This is a genomic window from Enterobacter cloacae complex sp. ECNIH7, from assembly GCF_002208095.1.
Classification (GTDB): Bacteria; Pseudomonadota; Gammaproteobacteria; order Enterobacterales; family Enterobacteriaceae; genus Enterobacter; species Enterobacter cloacae_M.
Map to the genome: position 1 here is coordinate 2,457,621 of NZ_CP017990.1, position 22,032 is coordinate 2,479,652.

At 56.5% G+C, this 22,032-nt stretch carries 20 protein-coding genes and 1 pseudogene; 14 read left to right on the forward strand and 7 right to left on the reverse strand.

All coding sequences use genetic code 11. The annotated features are described in order from the left end of the window. The first annotated feature begins 83 nt into the window (after positions 1-83). The 4 genes from WM95_RS12160 to rimL all read left to right on the forward strand — a co-directional run bounded on the left by WM95_RS12160 (position 84) and on the right by rimL (position 4,541). On the forward strand, positions 84-1,253 hold the full coding sequence (locus WM95_RS12160) for a pyridoxal phosphate-dependent aminotransferase (protein ID WP_059445512.1): 1,170 nt from the start codon (positions 84-86) through the stop codon (positions 1,251-1,253). 22 nt (positions 1,254-1,275) lie between these two features. After that, on the forward strand, positions 1,276-2,049 hold the full coding sequence (locus WM95_RS12165) for a transporter substrate-binding domain-containing protein (RefSeq protein WP_025756391.1): 774 nt from the start codon (positions 1,276-1,278) through the stop codon (positions 2,047-2,049). Positions 2,050-2,291: 242 nt separating this feature from the next. Continuing rightward, positions 2,292-3,947: a glucan biosynthesis protein D gene (locus WM95_RS12170; protein ID WP_023311684.1), complete on the forward strand. Its 1,656-nt coding sequence runs from the start codon at positions 2,292-2,294 to the stop codon at positions 3,945-3,947. Between the two features lie 45 nt (positions 3,948-3,992). Next, the gene (rimL, locus tag WM95_RS12175; protein ID WP_059445511.1) at positions 3,993-4,541 is read left to right on the forward strand and encodes a 50S ribosomal protein L7/L12-serine acetyltransferase; all 549 of its coding nucleotides are present in this window, start codon (positions 3,993-3,995) and stop codon (positions 4,539-4,541) included. Here rimL and ydcK read toward each other — a convergent pair. Next, entirely contained in the window at positions 4,536-5,516 is a 981-nt protein-coding gene (ydcK, locus tag WM95_RS12180; RefSeq protein WP_088544786.1) for a YdcK family protein, read from the reverse strand. The two genes, rimL and ydcK, sit on opposite strands and share 6 nt — an antisense overlap. A 133-nt stretch (positions 5,517-5,649) precedes the next feature. Between ydcK and tehB the strand changes: the two genes are divergently transcribed. Next, positions 5,650-6,243 carry a tellurite resistance methyltransferase TehB gene (gene tehB / locus WM95_RS12185; protein ID WP_059445509.1) on the forward strand — a complete coding sequence of 198 codons (594 nt, stop codon included), beginning with the start codon at positions 5,650-5,652 and terminating at the stop codon, positions 6,241-6,243. Here the strand turns inward: tehB and pepT are convergent. Continuing rightward, positions 6,240-7,469, reverse strand: a complete 1,230-nt coding sequence (gene pepT, locus WM95_RS12190) for a peptidase T (RefSeq protein ID WP_063408414.1) — start codon at positions 7,467-7,469, stop codon at positions 6,240-6,242. The genes tehB and pepT overlap by 4 nt on opposite strands. A gap of 111 nt (positions 7,470-7,580) precedes the next feature. On the opposite strand from pepT, the gene WM95_RS12195 reads away from it, so the two are divergent. Next, the gene (locus tag WM95_RS12195; RefSeq protein ID WP_047741837.1) at positions 7,581-9,176 is read left to right on the forward strand and encodes an ABC transporter substrate-binding protein; all 1,596 of its coding nucleotides are present in this window, start codon (positions 7,581-7,583) and stop codon (positions 9,174-9,176) included. A gap of 135 nt (positions 9,177-9,311) precedes the next feature. Beyond that, positions 9,312-9,986: a DUF3313 domain-containing protein gene (locus WM95_RS12200; protein WP_033145514.1), complete on the forward strand. Its 675-nt coding sequence runs from the start codon at positions 9,312-9,314 to the stop codon at positions 9,984-9,986. 34 nt (positions 9,987-10,020) lie between these two features. Here the strand turns inward: WM95_RS12200 and WM95_RS12205 are convergent, their stop codons facing one another. Beyond that, the gene (locus WM95_RS12205) at positions 10,021-10,917 is read right to left on the reverse strand and encodes a DMT family transporter (RefSeq protein ID WP_088544787.1); all 897 of its coding nucleotides are present in this window, start codon (positions 10,915-10,917) and stop codon (positions 10,021-10,023) included. A 174-nt stretch (positions 10,918-11,091) separates the two neighbouring features. Here WM95_RS12205 and WM95_RS12210 point away from each other — a divergent pair, with 174 nt between their 5' ends. Further along, on the forward strand, positions 11,092-11,964 hold the full coding sequence (locus WM95_RS12210) for a helix-turn-helix transcriptional regulator (RefSeq protein ID WP_032657103.1): 873 nt from the start codon (positions 11,092-11,094) through the stop codon (positions 11,962-11,964). Here the strand turns inward: WM95_RS12210 and WM95_RS12215 are convergent. Next, entirely contained in the window at positions 11,944-13,110 is a 1,167-nt protein-coding gene (locus WM95_RS12215; protein ID WP_023311757.1) for a benzoate/H(+) symporter BenE family transporter, read from the reverse strand. The two genes, WM95_RS12210 and WM95_RS12215, sit on opposite strands and share 21 nt — an antisense overlap. 92 nt (positions 13,111-13,202) lie before the next feature. On the opposite strand from WM95_RS12215, the gene WM95_RS12220 reads away from it, so the two are divergent. Both WM95_RS12220 and WM95_RS12225 read left to right on the forward strand, forming a co-directional pair. After that, positions 13,203-13,730 (forward strand): helix-turn-helix domain-containing protein, encoded by a 528-nt coding sequence (locus WM95_RS12220; protein ID WP_023311758.1) that lies wholly within the window; start codon positions 13,203-13,205, stop codon positions 13,728-13,730. Between the two features lie 80 nt (positions 13,731-13,810). Continuing rightward, entirely contained in the window at positions 13,811-15,775 is a 1,965-nt protein-coding gene (locus WM95_RS12225) for a peptidase U32 family protein (protein ID WP_023311759.1), read from the forward strand. On the opposite strand, the gene WM95_RS12230 is transcribed toward WM95_RS12225, so the two are convergent. Next, positions 15,776-16,006, reverse strand: coding sequence for a DUF2554 family protein (locus WM95_RS12230; RefSeq protein WP_063408416.1), 231 nt, complete (start codon positions 16,004-16,006; stop codon positions 15,776-15,778). Positions 16,007-16,249: 243 nt separating this feature from the next. Between WM95_RS12230 and WM95_RS12235 the strand changes: the two genes are divergently transcribed. Continuing rightward, entirely contained in the window at positions 16,250-16,612 is a 363-nt protein-coding gene (locus tag WM95_RS12235) for a hypothetical protein (protein WP_023311761.1), read from the forward strand. A gap of 164 nt (positions 16,613-16,776) precedes the next feature. Here WM95_RS12235 and WM95_RS12240 read toward each other — a convergent pair. Then, positions 16,777-17,314: pseudogene (locus WM95_RS12240) on the reverse strand (dihydrofolate reductase family protein). Between the two features lie 477 nt (positions 17,315-17,791). Next, the gene (ftrA, locus tag WM95_RS12245) at positions 17,792-18,799 is read right to left on the reverse strand and encodes a transcriptional regulator FtrA (RefSeq protein ID WP_088544788.1); all 1,008 of its coding nucleotides are present in this window, start codon (positions 18,797-18,799) and stop codon (positions 17,792-17,794) included. A gap of 73 nt (positions 18,800-18,872) precedes the next feature. Here ftrA and WM95_RS12250 point away from each other — a divergent pair, with 73 nt between their 5' ends. The 3 genes from WM95_RS12250 to urtA all read left to right on the forward strand — a co-directional run bounded on the left by WM95_RS12250 (position 18,873) and on the right by urtA (position 22,020). After that, positions 18,873-19,286: a rhodanese-like domain-containing protein gene (locus tag WM95_RS12250; protein ID WP_063409642.1), complete on the forward strand. Its 414-nt coding sequence runs from the start codon at positions 18,873-18,875 to the stop codon at positions 19,284-19,286. Between the two features lie 156 nt (positions 19,287-19,442). Then, positions 19,443-20,546, forward strand: a complete 1,104-nt coding sequence (locus tag WM95_RS12255; RefSeq protein ID WP_063409643.1) for a cobalamin-independent methionine synthase II family protein — start codon at positions 19,443-19,445, stop codon at positions 20,544-20,546. A 202-nt stretch (positions 20,547-20,748) separates the two neighbouring features. Next, entirely contained in the window at positions 20,749-22,020 is a 1,272-nt protein-coding gene (gene urtA, locus WM95_RS12260; RefSeq protein ID WP_063409644.1) for an urea ABC transporter substrate-binding protein, read from the forward strand. Positions 22,021-22,032 lie beyond the last annotated feature (12 nt).

Sequence of the window (22,032 nt, forward strand, 5' to 3'; positions counted from 1 at the left end):
GCTATTATGACAACAATTCGATTGTCCCGACAGCACAGATGTTGTTTGAATAGTTATGCAATGTCCATGAGAAGGGAAAGAGGATGACTTTACGAACGCCAGTGCAAACGCGCTCCAAACTGCCGGATGTGGGAACCACCATTTTTACCGTTATCGGCCAGCTCTCGGCGCAGCATAACGCGATTAACCTTTCTCAGGGCGCACCGAATTTTTCCTGCGACCCGAAGCTGATTGCGGGCGTCACCCGCGCAATGGAGGCGGGGCATAACCAGTACGCGTCGATGACCGGTCTGCAGCCGCTCAAAGAACGTATTGCCGATAAAATTGCCACGCTCTACGGCACGCAGTACGACCCTGCCAGCGAGGTGCTGGTGACTGCCAGCGCCAGCGAAGGGCTCTATTCGGCGATTAGCGGGCTGGTGCACCCGGGCGATGAGGTGATCTACTTTGAGCCGTCCTTTGACAGCTACGCGCCGATTGTCCGTCTTCAGGGGGCAACCCCGATTGCCATCAAGCTCACCGTGCCGGATTTTGCCGTCAACTGGGATGAGGTTCGCGCCGCGATCACGCCGCGCACGCGCATGATCATCATTAATACGCCGCACAACCCGAGCGGTCAGGTCTTCTCCGCCAGTGACCTGCAGCAGCTGGCGGCGCTGACGCGCAATACCGACATCATTATTTTGTCTGACGAAGTGTACGAACACGTCGTTTTTGACGGCGAGCCACACCACGGGATGGCCACGCACCCGCAGCTGGCGGAGCGCAGCGTGATTATTTCCTCTTTCGGAAAAACCTATCACGTCACCGGGTGGCGCGTGGGTTACTGTGTTGCACCGGCGGTACTGATGGACGAGATTTGTAAAGTGCATCAATTTTTAATGTTTTCTGCCGATACGCCAATGCAGCACGCGTTTGCTGAGTATATGGTCGACCCGCAAACCTGGCTGTCGCTGTCGGCGTTTTACCAGCGCAAGCGCGATCTGCTACACAGCCTGCTGGCCGATTCGCCGTTTACGCTGCTGCCGAGCGCCGGATCGTTCTTCATGCTGGCGGACTACAGCCAGTTCAGCGACGAGCGCGACAGTGAGCTGGTGAAACGGCTGATCGTTGAGTACGGCGTTGCCACCATTCCGCTGTCGGCGTTTTATGCGGACGGTACGGATAATAAATTGATTCGTCTCTCTTTTGCGAAAGATGAGGCGACGTTACGGGCAGGTGCCCAGGCCCTGTGTCGGGTTAAACCACGCTGAGATAGGCTCTGAGGAGTTGTAGATGAAATTACGCGCGTTAGTTGTCGGCATGGGATTGCTGTGTACTTTTTCTTCCTTTGCGGCTACCGAGCTGCGTTACGGGCTGGAAGCGGAATATCCGCCGTTTGAGAGCCGCAATGCGGCGGGCGAACTGGAAGGGTTTGACGTTGAACTGGGGAATGCCATCTGCAAAGCGGCAGCGCTGAAGTGCAGCTGGGTTGAAACCTCCTTTGATGCGCTGATCCCGGGCCTGGTGGCGAAGAAATTTGACGCCATCAACTCGGCGATGAACATCACCGAGCAGCGCCGCAAGAGCATTGATTTTACCCAGCCGATCTACCGTATTCCGTCGCAGCTGGTCGGCAAGGCAGGTACGGCGGTTGAGGCAACGCCTGAGGGGCTGAAGGGCAAAACCATCGGCGTGCTGCAGGGATCCATCCAGGAAACCTATGCCAAAGAGCACTGGGAAAAGCAGGGTGTCACCGTGGTGTCTTATAAAGATCAGAATATGGCCTGGGGCGATCTGCTGAATGGCCGTATCGACGCCTCGCTGGTCATGTCCGCGGCCGGGCAGGCAGGTTTCCTCAGCAAGCCGCAGGGGAAAGGGTTTGGCTTCATCGGCAAACCGGTGTCTGACGACACTATTCTCGGCAGTGGGATCGGTTTTGGGTTGCGTAAGGGTGACGAGGCCACCAAAAAGCAGCTTGATGCCGCGATCGATAAAGTACGTGCCGACGGCACGATCGCTAAACTCGCTGATAAGTACTTCCCGGGTATCGATGTCAGCGTAAAATAACCGCCTCATTAGCCCCGGCGAACGATGTCGCGCCGGGGCATTTTTCTACACATTTTCCAGGCTTTCTTTACACCACTTTCGGGCCGTTCTGGTCGACAGAAAATATTTCTCACTTTGTTCATATAATCACCGGCCAACAATTGGATTCTTAACCATTTTTGTTTAGGCTGTGCGTTCTTTCTTGCCGTCATTTCGCCGAGCGCGAAACACATTCACACGACCATAAGGACGTTTTTCCAGGCATGAATCGCAGACGTTTTCTAAAAGGCTCGCTGGCAGTGGCAGCCCTGAGCGGCACATCTGGCCTTGCTTCCCTGTTTTCCAAAGCGGCATACGCTGCCGACTCTGACATTGCTGACGGCCAGAGCCGTCGTTTCGACTTCTCCGTACTGCAATCCATGGCGCATGACCTGGCAAAAACCCCGTGGGGTGGCGCGCCGCGCCCGCTGCCGGAGACGCTGGCCACCATGACGCCGCAGGCGTACAACGCCATCCGCTACGATGAAAAACAGTCACTGTGGAACAACATAGAAGGGCGTCAGCTGGACGTGCAGTTCTTCCATATGGGGATGGGGTTCCGCCGCCGCGTGCGGATGTTCTCGCTGGACCAGTCGACCTCTATGGCCCGCGAGATCCACTTCCGTCCGGAGCTGTTCAGCTACGGCGAAACGGGTGTGGATACCAAACAGCTGGAAGGGCAAAGCGATCTCGGCTTTGCGGGCTTCCGCGCCTTTAAGGCACCTGAGCTGGCGCGTCGCGATATCGTCTCTTTCCTGGGCGCGAGCTATTTCCGCGCGGTGGATGACACCTACCAGTACGGTCTTTCCGCGCGCGGTCTGGCGGTAGATACCTTTACCGACACCCCGGAAGAGTTCCCGGACTTTACCTCCTTCTGGTTTGAAACCGTCAAGCCAGGCGACACGACTTTTACCGTCTATACGCTGCTCGACAGCCCGAGCATCACCGGTGCCTATAAATTCGTGATCCACTGCGAGAAGAGCCAGGTGATCATGGAGGTGGAAAACCACCTCTACGCGCGGAAGGACATCAAGCAGCTCGGCATTGCGCCGATGACCAGTATGTTCAGCTGCGGCAATAACGAACGCCGCATGTGTGACACCATTCACCCGCAAATTCATGACTCCGACCGCCTGGCGATGTGGCGCGGCAACGGGGAGTGGATCTGTCGTCCGCTGAACAACCCGCAGAAGCTGCAGTTTAATGCCTATATGGACAAAAACCCGAAAGGGTTCGGTCTGCTGCAGCTCGACCGCGATTTCTCGCACTATCAGGACGTGATGGGCTGGTATAACAAACGCCCGAGCCTGTGGGTTGAACCGCGTAACGACTGGGGTAAAGGCGCGGTTGGCCTGATGGAGATCCCGACCACCGGCGAAACGCTTGATAACGTGGTCTGCTTCTGGCAGCCGGAAAAAGCGGTGAAAGCGGGCGACGAGCTGGACTTTAAATATCGTCTGTACTGGAGCGCCATGCCGCCGGTGCGCTCTCCGCTGGCCAACGTCTTCGCCACCCGTACCGGCATGGGCGGCTTCCCGGAAGGCTGGGCACCGGGGGAAAATTACCCGAAAGTGTGGGCCCGTCGCTTTGCTATCGACTTCGTCGGTGGCGACCTGAAGGCCGCTGCGCCAAAAGGCATCGAGCCGGTGATTACGCTCTCCAGCGGAGAAGCGAAGCAGGTTGAGATCCTCTACGTTGAGCCGTTTGATGGCTATCGCATCCTGTTTGACTGGTACCCAACCTCGGATTCGACGGAGCCTGTGGATATGCGTCTGTTCCTGCGCTGCCAGGGCGACGCCATCAGTGAAACCTGGCTGTACCAGTATTTCCCACCGGCGCCGGATAAACGTAACTACGTTGACGACCGGATAATGCGTTAACGATCGATTCCCTCTCCCTCCGGGAGAGGGTTAGGGTGAGGGGCAATGACCGCAGCAAAATCCGAAATTATCCCGGTATCTGACGCTCTCGAGCTTCGCGCCGTCGAAGAGCGCTACGCCGCCGATCTGCATAATCTCGTCGTCAAAAACAAAACCTTTCTGCAAACCGCCTTTGACTGGGCGCAGCACGTAGGCAGCGAAGAGGATACCCGCCGCAACGTGCAGAGTAACCAGATGCTGCACCAGCGCGGCTACGCCAAAATGTTTTTGATCTTCAAGGATGATGCGCTGGTTGGCGTACTGTCGTTCAACACGATTGAACCGACCAACAAAACCGGCTATATCGGCTACTGGCTGGATGAAGGCCATCAGGGGCAGGGGATCCTCTCCCGGTCCCTGCAGGCGTTTATGCGCTACTACGCTGAACGCGGGGAGATCCGCCGTTTTGTGATCAAGTGTCGGGTGGCGAATCAGCACAGCAACGGCGTTGCCGTGCGCAACGGTTTTACGCTGGAGGGGGGCCTGCGGGAAGCGGAATACCTGAACGGTCGCTTTGACGATGTGAACATCTACGGGAAGATCTACGCCCTATAACGCCCCCAGCAGCGGGGTGCGGGTGATGCGCTGGTCGCCGTTAATCACCTTTTCGCCGCGCAGGTGAATGCTCTCCCCGGCAAAGGCTTCGATGACCGCATCATCGGTGATTTCAACCCGGTGCTCGATGAGCACATCCCCGCTGATCCGCGCGCGTCCCTGGATCACCACCTTATCGTCCAGCATGATCGGCCCGCCGCGCAGCCATGCCTGACCGCCAATCAGAACGTGGTGCTTGATGACGCAGTTTCCTTCCACCACGGCATTCTCCGCAATCTGCGAGCTGTAGCGCACCGTCGGAATGGCATCCACGTCAAAACCGGCAATCACGCGGGCATTGCCATAGACCTTTGCGCAGTCGCACACCCACACGTTGTTGAGTTCGTTTCCCTCGAGGATCGCGTTGTCGAAGACTTCGGCGCGGTGCTCAACAAAGGCAAAATTCACCATCGCTTCGCCGTAGATTTGCGCCTGGTGCACAATGCGCGACTGGCTGACGGTCGCCTTGTCGTAGATTTGCAGGATCTGGTCATGGTCCGGCGTCAGCCCTTTGGCAGCAAAGACCACGCTGCGGTGCAGCACGCGCACTTCGCCGTAGATATGACACTCGCCCCGCACGCAGGATTGCTGAATAGTGACGTTGTCACTTATTCGCGCCCCGTGGCTGACCTCCGCGCCGTCCAGCCAGCAGCTGTCACCGATACGGGCATCATGGCTCACGACGCACGGCAGGGTAAGACGCGCGTTGCCGGACACGGTCGCTCCGGCGAACACCACGCTGTTTTCGTCGTAGATCCAACAGTCGCCGTCCTGCGCGAGGGCGTGCTCATCGTCAATCCAGCCGCCTCTCGTCCCGACAGTCACGTCGTTAAAGTCCGCCGTGGCGATAATCTGCCGCAGCGTAGTAGCGTGGGTGGTTTCGCCATTTTTCCATTGCCAGAGGCGGGTTTCGTCGCTGAGGCGATATTTGTTCATCTTTATTTCTCTGATAAGCGTCTTCACTAAACGTAGCAAATTTTTCGATTTTCGAGCGGCTGGCAACCAGACGGTAAACGCCTTAAAATAGCATCCAGGATGCACTTTCACTTTATGAGAACGCAGGAAAACAATGACTGTCGATGAGAATTACTTCACAGAGAAATATGGCTTAACCCGTACCCATTCAGAAGTGCTGTACAGCGCGGAGATTGTGAAACCCGGTAAAACGCTGGATCTGGGCTGCGGCAACGGCCGTAACAGCCTCTATCTTGCAGCTAACGGCCACGATGTCACCGCATGGGACAAGAACCCGATGAGCATCGAGAATATCGAGCGCATTAAGGCGGAAGAAGGGATCGATAACCTCCACACGGCGATTAAAGATCTCAACAACCTGAGTTTTGACGGCGAGTACGATTTCATTCTCTCCACCGTGGTGCTGATGTTCCTGGAGTCAAAAACCATCCCGGGACTTATCGCCAACATGCAGCGCTGCACCAGGCCCGGCGGCTACAACCTGATTGTTGCCGCGATGGACACGGCGGATTACCCGTGCACCGTCGGCTTCCCGTTTGCGTTCAAAAGCGGTGAACTGAGCAACTACTATGAAGGCTGGGAGTTGCTCAAATACAACGAAGACGTTGGCGAACTGCACCGCACCGACGAAAACGGCAACCGCATCAAGCTGCGCTTTGCCACGATGCTGGCGCGCAAGCCCGCTTAACGGGCGGCCAGCAGGCAGATCTGCAGGGCCGTGTTGTAAGACGCTTCGAACGACGACAGCGGCAGGAATTCAAACCTCGAGTGGAAGTTATGCGCGCCGGTGAAGAAGTTCGGCGTGAGTAGCCCTTTTGCCGAGAGCGCCGCGCCGTCGGTACCGCCGCGCATGGGCGTCGGCTTCGGCGTGATGCCGAGCGATTCCATCGCCTCGAACATCAGATCGATGGCGCGCCGGTCCTCACCAATCGCATTGCTGATATTGCTGTAGGTATCTTCAATGCGATAGTCCACCCTGGCCGTTGGATACTGGGCGGCAACCAGCGCGGCTACGTCGGCAATCTGCTGCTTGCGGGCGGCAAAGCTGTCCTTGTCAAAGTCGCGGATATTGGCCTTAAGAATGGCCTCGTTTTGCCCGGCCTGAATGCCGTTAAACCAGATATAGCCCTCACGCCCCTCGGTGCACTCCGGCGTTTGCTGGCGGTCAAAATGGTTGATGTAGTCAGTCGCCATCAGCAGGGGATTCACCAGCACGCCTTTGGCGGACATCGGGTGCGCCGTTACGCCGGTAAAGCGGATTTCAGCCGCCGCCGCATTAAAATTTTCGTAGACAATTTCCCCCAGCTCGCAGCAGTCGATGGTCCAGGCGAAGTCGACGTCAAAGCGCTTAAGGTCCAGCGCTTTTGCCCCGTTCAGGCCGATCTCTTCGTCAGGCACAAACGCCACGACGATATCCCCGTGCAGATGTTCCGCCGTCAGGTTTTCCAGCACCGTCATGACCACCGTAACCGCCGATTTATTATCCGCGCCCAATACGCTGGTTCCGTCGCTGAAAATAATCTCCTCATTCGGATACGCCAGAATTTCAGGGTGCTCTTTAACCCGCAGCCAGATGTCTTTCTCTTTATTCAGACAGAGATCTTCACCGGTAAAGGTTAATATTTGTGGATGAATATCCGGCGAAAGTCCCACGTCGACGGTATCAATATGGGTAATAAAGCCGATGCGCGGCGCGCCGGGCACGTTGCCTTTTTTTACCGCCGTTACCGTGGCGAATTCATCAATCACAATATCGTCTAACCCCAGCTGTGCCAGCTCCTGCGCCAGCTCGCGCGCCATGTCGTGCTGGCCCGGCGTTGAGGGCAGGGTTTTGACTTTGGGATCGCTCTGGCTGGTGATCGCGAGATAGCGGAAAAAACGGTGCGTTAATTGTCTGGAAAGCGGCGAGCCCATAGTGATTTGTTCCTTATTTATTTTTCAGGTGTTTGCCACCTCACTTTAATGTTATTTATGAAATGGCAAAAGAATTAATTAGCCGTCGAATTAAAAAGACAGGAATAAATGATGAAAAGCAAACTCACAACTATAACGCTGGCGCTCGCAGCACTCACGGTCAGTTCCACCGTTGCCGCGAAAACGCTGGTGTATTGCTCCGAAGGATCGCCGGAAAACTTTAATCCTCAGCTATACACCTCGGGAACCAGCGTGGACGCCAGCGCCGTGCCGGTCTATAACCGGCTGGTTGATTTCAAACCCGGCACCACGGAGCTGGTGCCGAGCCTGGCGGAGCGCTGGGAGGTGAGCGACGACGGCAAGGTTTACACCTTCCATCTGCGTAAGGGCGTTAAGTTCCAGAGCAATAAATCCTTCACGCCGACCCGCGACTTTAACGCCGACGACGTGATTTTCTCGTTTATGCGCCAGAAAGACGTGAATCATCCGTATCACAACGTCTCTAACGGCAGCTATTCCAACTTCGAAAGTCTGGAGTTTGGCAGCCTGATTACCGGCATTGATAAAGTTGATGACCACACCGTGCGCTTTACCCTGGCGCACCCGGAAGCGCCGTTTGTCGCCGATCTGGCATGGTATTTTGCCTCGATCCTGTCCGCGGAGTATGCCGACGCGATGCTCAAAGCGGGCACGCCGGAAAAGGTGGATATGGAGCCTATAGGCACCGGGCCGTTTAAGCTGGCGCAGTATCAGAAGGATTCGCGGATCCTGTTTACGGCGTTTGCCGACTACTGGCAGGGGAAATCGAAGCTGGATCGGCTGGTGTTTAGCATCACGCCGGATGCCTCCGTGCGGTTTGCCAAAATTGAGAAGAACGAATGTCAGGTGATGCCGTTCCCGAACCCGGCGGACCTGCCGCGCATGAAGGCGAACAAAGACATCAACCTGATGAGCAAAGCCGGACTGAATACCGGCTTTCTGGCGTTCAATACCCAAAAGCCGCCGCTGGATAACGTAAAAGTCCGTCAGGCGCTGGCGATGGCCATCAATAAGCCGGCCATTATTGATGCGGTTTTCCACGGCACCGGCACTGCGGCGAAGAACCTGCTGCCGCCGGGCGTCTGGAGCGCAGACAGCGAGCTTAAGGATTACGATTACGATCCTGAAAAGGCGAAAGCGCTGCTGAAAGAGGCCGGTTTTGCCAACGGCGTGAGCGTCGACCTGTGGGCGATGCCGGTGCAGCGTCCGTACAATCCGAATGCGAAACGCATGGCGGAGATGATTCAGGCCGACTGGGCGAAAATCGGCGTACAGACCAAAATCGTCACCTACGAGTGGGGCGAATACCTTAAGCGCGTGAAGGGCGGGGAACATCAGGCAGCGCTGATGGGCTGGACGACCGCAACGGGCGATCCTGACAACTTCTTTGGTCCGCTATTTACCTGTACCTCGGCAAACGGTGGCTCAAATTCGGCGAAATGGTGCTATAAGCCCTTCGATAAAATTATCGCGGAAGCAAAATCAACGACCGACCGCGATAAACGCGTGGCGCTGTATAAAGAGGCTCAGCAAATGATGCATGACCAGATGCCGGCGGTGATGATTGCGCATTCAACCATTTTCGAGCCGGTGCGCAAGGAGGTGACGGGCTATGAAATTGACCCGTTTGGCAAACATCTGTTCTGGCAACTGGATATAAATCAGTAATTTTTCACTGCCCGGCACGCCTCCGGGCAGTCTTTTCGCAATTTGTGCTCTCCGCATCATTTTTTGTCACAACAAACCCATCGGTCTTTTGCTATAACTTCAAATGCATACTTGCAGATAACATGGAAAACTATCATGCGTACTCAAACTTTTTTTAAAGTTGCAGTGCTTACTGGTCTGTTGGCGTTGGCGGGCTGTTCTTCAAAAGTTGCGGCTCCCGAACAATATTCTGGCTTTTTAAAAGACTATTCCGGCTTGCAGCAGACGACGTCTGCGACGGGAAAACCAACGCTGCGTTGGGTGGATCCTTCTTATAACGAAGCTAATTACGACAGTATTCTCTGGACGCCGATTACTTATTATCCTGCGCCTAAACCGACCACTCAAATTGGTCAAAAAACGCTTGATGAGCTGTTGAATTACACCAATAACAAAATGAAAACCGCTATTGGTACCCGTAAGCCAGTTGTGACCACGCCGGGTAAACACAGCCTGATTTTCCGCGGTGCAATTACCGGGGTGAGTTCGCAGAAAGAGGGTCTGCAGTTCTATGAAGTGGTACCGGTCGCGCTGGTAGTAGCGGGTACGCAGATGGCAACCGGGCATCGCACCATGGATACGCATCTCTTCTTTGAAGGAGAACTGATCGATGCGGCCACCAACAAACCGGTCATGAAGGTGGTGCGTAAAGGCGAAGGTAAAGATCTGAACAACGAAAGTACGCCGATGACCTTTGCGACGCTGAAGCAGGTAGTTGATGACATGGCGACGGACGCCACCATGTTTGATGTGAAAAAGACCGCGAAATAAAATAAAAAGGCCTGCGTAATGCAGGCCTTTTTATTTACGCCATTCGTAAGCGTCTGAACCAGGTTTCTGGTTTGGTAAACATCACCATATTTCCCCCCAGAATCAGCACTAATCCCACGATACCGTTGATATGCCAGACGTAGCCTTCATACACCGTGGAGATGGTCAGCGCCACCAGCGGGAAGAGCAGCGTACTGTAGGCCGCTTTGCCCGGACCGATGCGTCCCACCAGCGTGAAATAGGCGCCAAACGCAATCACCGAACCAAATACAGCCAGATAGAGCAGCGCGCCAACGTAGCTGACGGTCCACTCTGGCGCGAAGCTGTCGCCTCTGAACAGGGCAATGCAGCCCATCACCAGCGTGCCGTAGAGCATCGCCCAGGCGTTGGTGGTCATGGTTTCAAGGCCTCTGCGCTGGTGACGCATGCTGATCATATTGCCCAGCGAGAAGCCGTAGGTGCCGAGCGCGGAGAGGCCAATCCCGGTCAGGAGCGACGCGCTCCAGCCGCTGGCCAGCAGATCGTCCCAGAAGAGGGTGACGATCCCAGTCAGGCCCAGCGCTGCCGCCGTCCAGAAACGCACGGGCGGGCGCTGCCCGAAGAAAATAAAGCTGTTAATGGCGTTATAGAGCACGGCCATGGAGAAGATCACCGATTCCAGCCCGGTGTTGATGTGCGAGGCTGCGGCGTAAAAACACCAGAAGTTAAAGCAGAAAACGCAGCATCCCTGGAGGATACAAAAAAGGTGATCCCTCAGCGCCAGCTTGTGCAGGCGGCGCAGGGCGATTAACACTACCATCATCGTGAGGCTGGCGACGGCGAAACGCCAGAAAATCGAGACGGGCGCCGCTACGGGACCCTGCTGCAGGAAAATCGCAATCCAGGTGGTTCCCCAGATGACCACCACCAGTCCGTATAATAATGCGTTCATACTTTTTCTCTTCTCAAACCACGGAAGCCCGCAGTATGGCGCCGAGATCGGTCAGGGGCTTTCACCGGCTTGCGGTCGACTTGCAAAATCTTGCGCTTTTTTCTTTCCCGGGGGCTGGCAACGAGAGACAACTCTTCTTAGACTGATATTCCAGTCAATCACGCGCTTACGGTCATGTCTCACGCTTACGATACCTTTGAAACGCTTTGCCAACAGAATGCGGTCCTGCGGGAAACCGTCTCGCTGAATTCGGGCATTCAGCTGGCAGCGTGGTACAACAAGCACGATACGATAACGGTAAAAAGTAACCACCATACCCTGAGCCTGTACGTAGCGGACGGCTACGAAAGCTATCAAAAAACGCCGGGCGGCTGGAAGAACGGCGGGGGGCCGGACCGCTTCTGTTTGATGCCAAAAGAGAGCGAATCGACGTGGGATATCCGTGATGACCTGTCGTTTGTGCATCTGTACTGCACCGATGAACACCTGCGCGACGTGGGGGAAAAGATCTGGGACAAGCGCCCGCTTTCGCTGACGCTGGACGAGCGCATTTTTGGTAGCGATCCGAAGATCACCGCGCTGTATCGCCAGTTTTTACTCGGCTGCGACTGGCAGCAGCACGCCAACCAGCTAACCCTGAGCACGGCCTCTACGCTGCTCCTGACCCATCTGCTGCAAAACTACTCAAACGTTCAGTGGAAGCTGCCGGTCGTCACCGGCGGGCTATCGCCATTCGTGCTGCGCAACGTGCTGGCCTTTATTGAAGAGAACCTCGGGCAACCCCTTACGCTGGCTGAACTGGCGGCGCAGGCCGCCCTCAGCGAATACCATTTTGCCCGCATGTTCCGCCAGTCGACGGGGCTGGCGCCGCATCAGTACGTGATGCAGAGAAGAATGGAAAAAGCGAAGGCGCTGGTGCAGAACACGGCGACGCCGCTGACGGACATCGCCCTTGCCTGTGGGTTTAACTCCGCCAGCCACTTCAGCAACCGCTTTCGCAGCGCGACGGGCATGACGCCTTCGCAGCTACGCGCGGCGAGCGCGTGAAAACAGGGCATAGCACACGCCGCCCAGCACCAGCCCCCAGAATGCCGAACCGATGCCCAGGATCGTGACGCCGCTCGCGGTCATCAGGAACGTGACGATGGCCGCGTCGCGCTCCGCCTCGTGGCTCAGTGCCTGATATAAACTTCCGCTGATGGTGCCCAGCAGCGCCAGACCGGCAAGCGTCTGGATCCAGCTGAGCGGCAGAGCGGCCATCAGCCCGGTAATCGAGCCGCCGAAAATCCCCGCCAGCAGATAAAATCCTCCGGCTGCGATGGCCGCCAGCCAGCGTTTTGCGGGATCCGGGTGCGCATCCGGGCTTTGACAAATGGCGGCAGTAATGGCTGCGATACAGATAGAAAAGACGCCAAAAGGGGAAAACAGCAGCGCCAGCGCTCCCGTAACGATGATGAGCGGCGAGACCGCCAGCGGGTAACCGGAGGCCTTCATCGTGGCGAACCCCGGCGCGTTTTGCGATGCCATGGTGACCAGGAAGAAGGGCACGCCAATACTCACCAGGCTGGTGAAGGTGAACGTGGGCGCAATAAACTCGGGCATCACAAGGGAGAACGCGAGCTTATCGGTGACAACGTCACCTCCCGCCCATGCCACGATACCGCCAACCAGCAGCGTGACCACAATGGCATAGCGCGGCGCCAGCGCTTTTGCCAACAGCCACGCCGCAATCATGCTGCCGCACAGCAGAAAGTGACCCTCCAGGTGCGCAAACGCGTGCAGGCCAAACTGCAGCAACACGCCTGCCAGCATGGCGGCGGCAAGCGAATGGGGGATCAGCCTCATCAGACGGGCGAAGAGCCCGGTGATGCCGCAAAGTAAAATGAGCGCATTAGCAAAGATGAACACGCCGATCGTTTCCGGCAGCGTCACGCCGTGCAGGCTGGTGGCGAGCAGCGCCGCGCCGGGCGTTGACCAGGCGGTCAGCACCGGCGCTTTGTACCACCAGGAAAGCGCCAGCGTGCTGACGCCCATTCCAATCCCCAGCGCGGTCATCCAGCCTGCGATCTGCTGTGCGCTGGCACCAGCCGCCGCGGCGGCCTGCCAGATGATGGCGGCCGAGCTGGCGTAACCGACCAGCACGGCGACAAATCCAGCCAGTGCGACTGGAACAAGGTGAGAGGAAGGGCGCATAAAAACTCCGTTGTGCGTTATAACGTCCGACATAAGGTAACACTGTGCGCTATAGCGTACAAGTGGTATGCTGATCGCCATCAGGAGGGACCATGGACATCACACTACACCTTGCAACAACGCTGAAAACTCTGCGCCAGGCGCGCGGCTGGAGTTTGTCGAAGCTCGCGGACGAGACCGGCGTGTCAAAAGCGATGCTGGGGCAAATCGAGCGCAATGAATCCAGCCCGACGGTGTCGACGCTGTGGAAAATAGCCACCGGGCTGAACGTGCCGTTTTCCGCGTTCATCACGCCAGAGGCGGACCGGCAGGCGGTGTTTGACCCGCAGCAGCAGGCGATGGTGGTCAAACCGCTCTTTCCGTGGGACGAGACGCTCGGGTTTGATTATTTCTCCATTACCCTGGCACCCGGCGCGCTCAGTGAATCCACGCCGCATGAGGCCGGGGTGATTGAACATGTGGTGGTGGTCAGCGGCGAGCTGGAGATGAAGCTTGACGGCACGTGGCAGACGATTTCTGCCGATTCGGGCGTCCGTTTCGCCGGCGATAAACCGCACGCCTACCGCAACAGCAGCGACCGGACGGTGCATTTTCACTCCCTGATTCATTATCCCCGCTGACGCTACGCAAAACTGTTTCGCTGACGCATACTTCTGACTACAATAGCCGCCATTTTGACCATAACGGATAACGACGAAGTATGCGCCTGCAATCCCATCATCTTGAACTTTTAAGCCCGGCCCGCGACGCCGCCATTGCCCGTGAAGCGATCCTTCACGGCGCTGACGCCGTCTACATTGGCGGCCCTGGCTTCGGTGCCCGCCATAACGCCAGCAACAGCCTGAGCGATATTGCTGAACTGGTGCCGTTCGCCCACCGTTTCGGGGCGAAAGTGTTCGTGACCCTGAACACCATTCTGCATGATGATGAGCTGGAGCCTGCGCAACGTCTGATTACCGATCTCTACCAGGCCGGGGTGGATGCCCTGATCGTTCAGGACATGGGCGTTCTGGAGCTGGATATTCCGCCCATTGAACTGCATGCCAGTACCCAGTGCGATATCCGCACGGTCGAGAAGGCGAAGTTTCTCTCCGACGTCGGCTTTTCGCAGATCGTTCTGGCGCGAGAGCTGAACCTGAATCAGATCCGCGATATTCACCAGGCGACAGACGCGACGATTGAATTCTTTATCCACGGTGCGCTGTGCGTGGCTTACTCCGGTCAGTGCAACATTTCCCACGCGCAGACGGGCCGCAGCGCCAACCGCGGCGACTGTTCTCAGGCCTGCCGTCTGCCGTATACCCTGAAAGACGATCGGGGCCGCGTCGTGGCGTTCGAAAAACACCTGCTCTCCATGAAGGATAACGATCAGACGGCCAACCTGGGCGCGCTGATCGACGCGGGCGTGCGTTCCTTCAAGATTGAAGGGCGCTACAAAGATATGAGCTACGTGAAAAACATCACCGCGCACTATCGCCAGATGCTGGACGCCATTATCGAAGATCGCGGCGACCTGGCGCGCGCGTCGGCCGGCCGCACCGAGCATTTCTTTATTCCGTCGACGGACAAAACGTTCCACCGCGGCAGCACGGACTATTTTGTGAATGCCCGTAAAGGGGATATCGGCGCGTTCGACTCACCGAAGTTTATCGGTTTACCGGTGGGCGAAGTGCTGAAAGTGGCGAAAGATCACCTTGATGTCGAAGTGACGGAACCGCTGGCGAACGGCGATGGCCTTAACGTGATGATTAAGCGTGAGGTCGTGGGCTTCCGTGCCAATACGGTCGAGAAAACCGGCGAGAACCGCTACCGCGTCTGGCCGAATGAAATGCCCGCCGATCTCTACAAGGCGCGGCCGAACGCGGCCCTTAACCGTAACCTCGATCATAACTGGCAGCAGGCGCTGCTGAAAACCTCCAGCGAACGCCGTATCGCCGTGGATATTGAGCTGGGCGGCTGGGAAGAGCAGCTGATTCTGACGATGACCTGCGAAGACGGAATTAGCGTGACGCATACGCTCGATGGCCTTTTCGAGGTGGCAAACAACGCGGAAAAAGCGCTTAACAGCCTGAAGGATGGCGTGGCGAAGCTGGGCCAGACGATTTACTACGCGCGCGCTATCGACGTGAATCTGCCGGACGCGCTATTTGTGCCAAACAGCCTGCTTAACCAGTTCCGCCGTGAAACGGCAGAGATGCTGGATGCCGCGCGCCTGGCGCAGTATCCGCGCGCTAGCCGAAAAGCGGAAGCCGTTCCTGCACCCGTATACCCGGAGACACATTTATCCTTCCTGGCCAACGTTTATAACCATAAAGCGCGTGAATTCTATCATCGCCACGGCGTGCAGCTGATCGACGCGGCTTATGAAGCGCATGAAGAGAAGGGCGATGTGCCGGTGATGATCACCAAGCACTGCCTGCGCTTTGCGTTTAACCTGTGTCCTAAACAGGCGAAAGGGAACATTAAGAGCTGGAAGGCCACTCCCATGCAGCTGGTAAACGGCGATGAAGTTCTGACCCTCAAGTTCGACTGCCGTCCCTGCGAAATGCATGTGATTGGCAAGATGAAAAACCACATCTTCAAAATGCCGCAGCCCGGCAGTATTGTGGCGTCCGTCAGTCCGGACGATCTGATGAAAACCCTGCCAAAACGCAAGGGCAGCTAATTACCGAACGTGCGTGTCCGGTTTGCGCGACTTCTGCCACAGGTGGTGTTCGCGCAAAACCTCCGCCGACTCTTCTGCAGCGCTTCGCAACTCATCGCTGTCGGCTTCATGACGAAGCTGATGCCCTACATTCTTGACCCATAAATATTCGTGTCCTTTGTGTCCGGCCATAAGCTGGCCTGAAAACAGCGCACAAATAAGCATGACGAAAGATAACCCTTTTTTAATCATGGATTCACCGCTTAAAAACAATGCGGAATAATCATGTCGATTATTTCTTTGGGTTATTATTCAAAAATTAAAATTAGCGCAAAGAAATTGTCAAATAATGTGCGTTCGAAATAGCGGCCAGGACAGTTCCTAAAAACATCTTAATCTTTGTAAACTACCATTTCTGGTCCACAATTGGAGGTATGCATTACGGATTAATCTTATATAATAGTAATCTTAGGCTAAGGAACAGGTCATTTATAAATGAAAAAAATAATAGCGCTTGCGCTTCTGGCAGTGGCTGTTGGAGCCGCTGCAGGGGTTCGTTATGCAGGTAATGACGAACCAGAATATATTCAATCTGCAGAAATTCGCGTGGGTTCTTATTTAACCAGCGATTATGGTAGCGTTGCCTGCGCCAGCAAAAAAGTGAACGATCAGCGTTGGGAATTAGACTGCACTCATCAGGCGAGAGGAAAAACATTCCAGTTTGCGGTGTATCCCTCTGAAAAAGCACCTTATGGTGTCGCTCGCTCCTTTTATCTGGAAGCCATTAATGACGATGCAAAACAGAGCGCTGAGCAGGGCCTTATGCGTTATTTGCAGATCAATACCCATACTGGTTAATAAGGTTGTTTAGCGTTCGTTAAGACAACAGGTGTTAGGTTATATGAGATCCGCTGCCCGGCCATGGAGTGTCGGGACGTAGAGACCAAAACACAAATCTATCCATGCAAGCATTTACCGCCATTTTTTGGCGGTTTTTTTTTGCGCAGACCGTCGCGATAGGGTTATGGCATCAGGCGATAATGCGACTGCACCAGGCCCGAAGGGAAGCTGCGGCTTGATACCAGGGTCAAATCAATATCCCGGGACAAGGTTCCGAACAGCGGTTTTCCCTCCCCCGAGCAGTACAGGTACGGTCGTGATCGCCATATCGGCTACCAGTCCTTCGCGCAGGAACGACTGTATCACCTGTCCGCCATCAAGATAGACGCGATGTACGTCCTGCGCAGCGAGATCGTCAAGCACCTCCTTTGGCGTGCGGGATGAAAACTGCACTTTGCCCCTCAGCGCCTCCGGCACGGGCGTATCGGCCAGCCGTCGCGAGAGCACCAGCACGGGACGATCGTAAGGCCATGCGTCAAAGGTCAGTACCTTCTCATAACTCCCTCGTCCCATCACGATGCAGTCTTTGTCCGCGATGAACGCCTCATAGCCATGATCTTCCGCCGGATCGTCGCGCTGCAGCAGCCAGTCGATATCGTCATTCTGTCGGGCGATGTAACCATCAAGACTGACCGCAATAAAAACGTGTGTGGTGACCATCAGGTGCTCCGTATTACGAAAATTAAAAAATGAGTCTTCCTCTTAGCGGAGAGGGGCCCCTTTGTAAACATGTATTCAGAAGCAATAAGACTGTCTTCAGAATAATGACAGATTTACAGCGATGCCCTGGTCCGGCTGTAAATCGCCGAAGCGTTTCCGTAAGGCCGGGGCGAGGCGCAGGGATGCGCCGAGAGGGCGTGGCCTGCAGGGATGCAGGCTCATGCCCGACCCGATAGCCTGAAGGAATAAGCTGAGGGGACCGCGAAGCGGCGATTTACCGCCGGGAGCCCGGGTCGCCAGGGTGGTGGCGATTGAGCCACCCTGGCACGTTCACCGGTTATGTCGTTAAAGAGTAGCAAGGAACATAAAGTGAACGGAATGACCACCAGACCCGTATGTTCCCCTCACCCCAGCCCTCTCCCACAAGGGAGAGGGAGTCGTCCGTGCAGGCATTATTTTGTGGGGAACCCTCAACCGTTAGCGTGCAGTACCCGGACGTGAAAATTGTTTGCGATACTGAGCCGGGGAAAGCGCGAACTGCTGGCGAAAATGATGACGCAGTGTCGACGCCTGACCAAACCCGGTCTGTTCAGCGATGCTGTCGATGCTTAACCGGCTGCTTTCCAGATAATCTTTTGCTCTCAGCAGGCGCTCATTGATTAACCAGCGTGCGGGCGTCGTCCCCGTTGCCGCCTCGAAGCGACGAAGGAAGGTGCGCTGGCTCATTCCGACCCGACGCGCGAGGGAGTCGACGCTGTGCGCCTCTATAAGATGCGTGTGCAGAAAATCAAACAGCTGGCCGAGACGCTGGCTTTCCCGCAGCTGGGCTACCGGACGGCTCAGCTGCTGTGGCTGTGAACCATCCCGGTGAGGGGGAATGACCAGCCGACGCGCCACGCTGTTTGCTGTTTCCATGCCATAATCCCGCCGCACAACGTGCAGACAGAGATCGATTCCCGCCGCGCTGCCAGCGGACGTCAGAATATCGCCTTCATCCTGGTAGAGTACATCCTCAACCACGTCGATGTCAGGGTAGCGGACTTTCAGCGCGTCAATGTAGCGCCAGTGCGTCGTCGCTTTGCGGCCGTTCAATAGCCCCGTTGCGGCCAGCACAAACACTCCCGAGCAGATGGAGAGCAGCTGGCATCCTCGCGCGCTGGCCTGGCGTAGTGCCACGCAGAGCGCGTCCGGAACCGGTGAATCTATCCCCCGCCAGCCGGGAACCACAATCAGGTCCGCAGACGCAAGCAGGCTTAAATCACCATCGGTAACGATGCGGATCCCGCCTGTTGCCCGAAGTTCACCGTAGTCCACGCTCGCCACCGCAAAACGATACCACTCGTCGCCCAGCTCGGGACGCGGCAGGCCGAAGATCTCCACCGCCACGCCAAACTCAAAGGTACACAGACCGTCATACGCCAGCACCACCACCTGCGGGCGGGCAATTTGTCTTAAGTTTGTCATCTTTTTGCTGTTTTCTGGCATAAGCGAACGCATTCACGGGCTGAATTTGTGGATAGAGTAGTGTTAACACAAACGCCAAAGATGAGGAAGGATCATGAGCTATGTTACTGAATTTCCGGCCGCCGAGCCGCAGGAAGCCGTTACCCATTTTCTGCGCCGCCTGAGCGTTGAAACCGACTGCGCGGATGTGCACCATGCCATCGCCAATAATGAGCAGGACTTCGTGCTGCTGCACGTAGTGGGGAGCCCGGAGCAGTTTGCCCGCCGTCACGTACCTGGCGCATTGCACCTGCCGCGGAGCCAGATGACCGCCGAGCGCATGGCCGAATGGCCTGAAGGCACGCTGTTCGTCGTTTACTGCGCAGGGCCGCACTGTAACGGCGCGGACAGAGCCGCGCTCAAGCTTGCGCGCCTCGGGCTGCCGGTCAAAATCATGCTCGGGGGGATCACCGGATGGGAGGATGAAAACTTCGCCTTTGCCAGCAGCGAAACTGCCGTCGCGCTGTGAACGTGAATTTTTTTCAACACCCGTGAAATTTTCTCGTTTGCCGGCGCCAGTGAGGTATGACATTGTTTTTGGACATTTAGACATCCAGAAGTCTAAAAATTCAAATGATGAATTATCACTGCTGGCAATTATCGCCGGCAGACTGAGGAGATTTTCATGCAACGACAGCACGCCCCGTACCGCGCCGATGTAGTCGGCAGTTTTTTACGCCCGGATGCCATCAAACAGGCTCGCCTGAAGTTCGCCAGCGGCGAAATTGACGCCGGACAGCTTCGCGCGGTAGAGGATGATGCCATCCGCCACGTCGTTGAGCAGCAGTGTGCGTGCGGCCTGCATGTGGTCACCGACGGTGAATTTCGTCGTGCCTGGTGGCACTTCGACTTCTTCGACGGTCTGCAGGGTGTTGAGCGTTACGATTCGCAGCAGGGCATTCAGTTCAACGGGGTACAAACCAAAGCCCACGGCGTGCGCGTCACCGGCAAGCTGGGCTTTGGCGACCATCCGATGCTTGAAGATTTCCGCTACCTGAAAAGCATCAGCGGCAATGCTCAGCCGAAGATGACCATTCCCAGCCCAAGCGTGCTCCATTTCCGCGGCGGGCGCAAAGACATCGATGCGACGGTGTACCCGGATCTAAATGACTATTTCGACGATCTGGCGACCACCTGGCGCGACGCCATCCGCGCATTTTACGACGCGGGCTGCCGTTACCTGCAGCTGGACGACACCGTCTGGGCCTATCTGTGTTCGGACGACCAGCGCTGTCAGATCCGCGAGCGCGGCGATGATGCCGATGAGCTGGCACGCATCTATGCCCGCGTCCTGAACAAGGCGCTGGAAGGCAAGCCGGAAGATCTGACCATCGGCCTGCACGTATGCCGCGGTAACTTCCGTTCAACCTGGATTTCCGAAGGCGGCTATGAGCCCGTGGCGGAAGTGCTGTTCGGGACGGTCAACGTTGACGCGTTCTTCCTTGAATACGATAACGACCGCAGCGGGGATTTCGCGCCATTGCGCTTCATTCGCCCGGGCAAGCAGCAGGTGGTGCTCGGCCTTATCACCACGAAAAACGGTGAGCTGGAGAACCCGGAGGGGATTAAAGCCCGTCTGGAAGAGGCGGCGAAATACGTGGCAAAAGAGCAAATATGCCTCAGCCCGCAGTGCGGCTTTGCCTCTACCGAAGAGGGCAACAGCCTGAGTGAATCCCAGCAGTGGGACAAAGTCCGTCTGGTCACGCAGATCGCCAGCGAAGTCTGGTAAAGCCTCTTCCACAGCGCTGCATTATAAAAGTGCAGCGCTGTGCCATTCTGAGACGTTCTCTTTACATCCTGCGTTCCCCCTCCTGAAATAGCGCTTCCTTCATTCTGGCATCCTTTTTGCTCCTGCTTCGCTGACACATTTTTTTCCGCGTCCACGCCGTAACGGACGTTTTCGCACAGCGTTCTTTTTCAGGAGTGAAAATATGCAGCGTCGTACCTTATTAAAAGCCTTTGCGTTATCCGCGTCCGTCGTGGCGATGGGAATGAGTTTTGGCGTGCAGGCGGCCGAGACCATCAAAGTGGGGATCATGCATTCTCTTTCCGGCACCATGGCCATCTCCGAAACGCCGCTGAAAGACGTCGCGCTGATGACCATCGACGAGATCAACGCGAAAGGCGGCGTGCTGGGTAAAAAACTGGAGCCGGTGGTGGTGGATCCCGCCTCAAACTGGCCGCTGTTTGCCGAGAAGGCGCGCCAGCTGTTAAGTCAGGATAAAGTGGCTGTGGTATTCGGCTGCTGGACGTCGGTATCGCGCAAGTCCGTGCTGCCGGTCTTCGAGGAGCTGAACGGTCTGCTGTTCTATCCGGTGCAGTATGAAGGCGAAGAGATGTCGCCAAACGTCTTCTATACCGGCGCGGCGCCGAACCAGCAGGCCATCCCGGCGGTGGAATACCTGATGAGTGAAGACGGCGGCGCGGCGAAGCGCTTCTTCCTGCTGGGCACGGACTATGTTTACCCGCGCACCACCAACAAGATCCTGCGCGCGTTCCTGCATTCGAAAGGGGTGGAGGATAAGGACATCGAGGAGGTTTACACCCCGTTTGGTCACAGCGACTACCAGACCATCGTCGCCAACATCAAGAAATTCTCTGCGGGGGGTAAAACCGCCGTGGTGTCGACCATCAACGGCGATTCCAACGTTCCGTTCTACAAAGAGCTGGCTAACCAGGGTCTGAAGGCGACCGACGTGCCGGTGGTGGCGTTCTCCGTGGGAGAAGAAGAGCTGCGCGGGATCGACACCAAACCGCTGGTCGGCAACCTCGCGGCGTGGAACTACTTTGAATCCGTGGATAACCCGACCAACCAGGCCTTCGTGGCGGATTACAAAGCCTATGCCAAAGCGCACAAGCTGCCGAATGCCGATACCGTGGTGACCAACGACCCGATGGAAGCTACCTACGTGGGGATCCATATGTGGGCGCAGGCGGTGGAAAAAGCGGGTACTACCGACGTGGATAAAGTGCGTGCGGCGATGGCCGGCCAGTCCTTTAAGGCGCCGTCAGGCTTCACGCTCACCATGGATGCCACCAACCACCATCTGCATAAGCCGGTCATGATCGGCGAAATCGAAGGCAACGGTCAGTTCAACGTGGTGTGGCAGACGGAACAGCCGGTGCGCGCCCAGCCGTGGAGCCCGTTCATCGCCGGAAACGATAAAAAGCCCGACCAGCCGATGAATACCGCCAGCAACTAAGCCATCACCAGG

Excerpts from the sequence above, each read along its gene's own strand:
- WM95_RS12160 (WP_059445512.1), top strand. The coding sequence starts at position 84 with ATGACTTTACGAACGCCAGTGCAAACGCGCTCCAAACTGCCGGATGTG.
- WM95_RS12165 (WP_025756391.1), top strand. The coding sequence starts at position 1,276 with ATGAAATTACGCGCGTTAGTTGTCGGCATGGGATTGCTGTGTACTTTT.
- WM95_RS12170 (WP_023311684.1), top strand. The coding sequence starts at position 2,292 with ATGAATCGCAGACGTTTTCTAAAAGGCTCGCTGGCAGTGGCAGCCCTG.
- rimL (WP_059445511.1), top strand. The coding sequence starts at position 3,993 with ATGACCGCAGCAAAATCCGAAATTATCCCGGTATCTGACGCTCTCGAG.
- ydcK (WP_088544786.1), bottom strand. The coding sequence starts at position 5,516 with ATGAACAAATATCGCCTCAGCGACGAAACCCGCCTCTGGCAATGGAAA.
- tehB (WP_059445509.1), top strand. The coding sequence starts at position 5,650 with ATGACTGTCGATGAGAATTACTTCACAGAGAAATATGGCTTAACCCGT.
- pepT (WP_063408414.1), bottom strand. The coding sequence starts at position 7,469 with ATGGGCTCGCCGCTTTCCAGACAATTAACGCACCGTTTTTTCCGCTAT.
- WM95_RS12195 (WP_047741837.1), top strand. The coding sequence starts at position 7,581 with ATGAAAAGCAAACTCACAACTATAACGCTGGCGCTCGCAGCACTCACG.
- WM95_RS12200 (WP_033145514.1), top strand. The coding sequence starts at position 9,312 with ATGCGTACTCAAACTTTTTTTAAAGTTGCAGTGCTTACTGGTCTGTTG.
- WM95_RS12205 (WP_088544787.1), bottom strand. The coding sequence starts at position 10,917 with ATGAACGCATTATTATACGGACTGGTGGTGGTCATCTGGGGAACCACC.
- WM95_RS12210 (WP_032657103.1), top strand. The coding sequence starts at position 11,092 with ATGTCTCACGCTTACGATACCTTTGAAACGCTTTGCCAACAGAATGCG.
- WM95_RS12215 (WP_023311757.1), bottom strand. The coding sequence starts at position 13,110 with ATGCGCCCTTCCTCTCACCTTGTTCCAGTCGCACTGGCTGGATTTGTC.
- WM95_RS12220 (WP_023311758.1), top strand. The coding sequence starts at position 13,203 with ATGGACATCACACTACACCTTGCAACAACGCTGAAAACTCTGCGCCAG.
- WM95_RS12225 (WP_023311759.1), top strand. The coding sequence starts at position 13,811 with ATGCGCCTGCAATCCCATCATCTTGAACTTTTAAGCCCGGCCCGCGAC.
- WM95_RS12230 (WP_063408416.1), bottom strand. The coding sequence starts at position 16,006 with ATGATTAAAAAAGGGTTATCTTTCGTCATGCTTATTTGTGCGCTGTTT.
- WM95_RS12235 (WP_023311761.1), top strand. The coding sequence starts at position 16,250 with ATGAAAAAAATAATAGCGCTTGCGCTTCTGGCAGTGGCTGTTGGAGCC.
- ftrA (WP_088544788.1), bottom strand. The coding sequence starts at position 18,799 with ATGCCAGAAAACAGCAAAAAGATGACAAACTTAAGACAAATTGCCCGC.
- WM95_RS12250 (WP_063409642.1), top strand. The coding sequence starts at position 18,873 with ATGAGCTATGTTACTGAATTTCCGGCCGCCGAGCCGCAGGAAGCCGTT.
- WM95_RS12255 (WP_063409643.1), top strand. The coding sequence starts at position 19,443 with ATGCAACGACAGCACGCCCCGTACCGCGCCGATGTAGTCGGCAGTTTT.
- urtA (WP_063409644.1), top strand. The coding sequence starts at position 20,749 with ATGCAGCGTCGTACCTTATTAAAAGCCTTTGCGTTATCCGCGTCCGTC.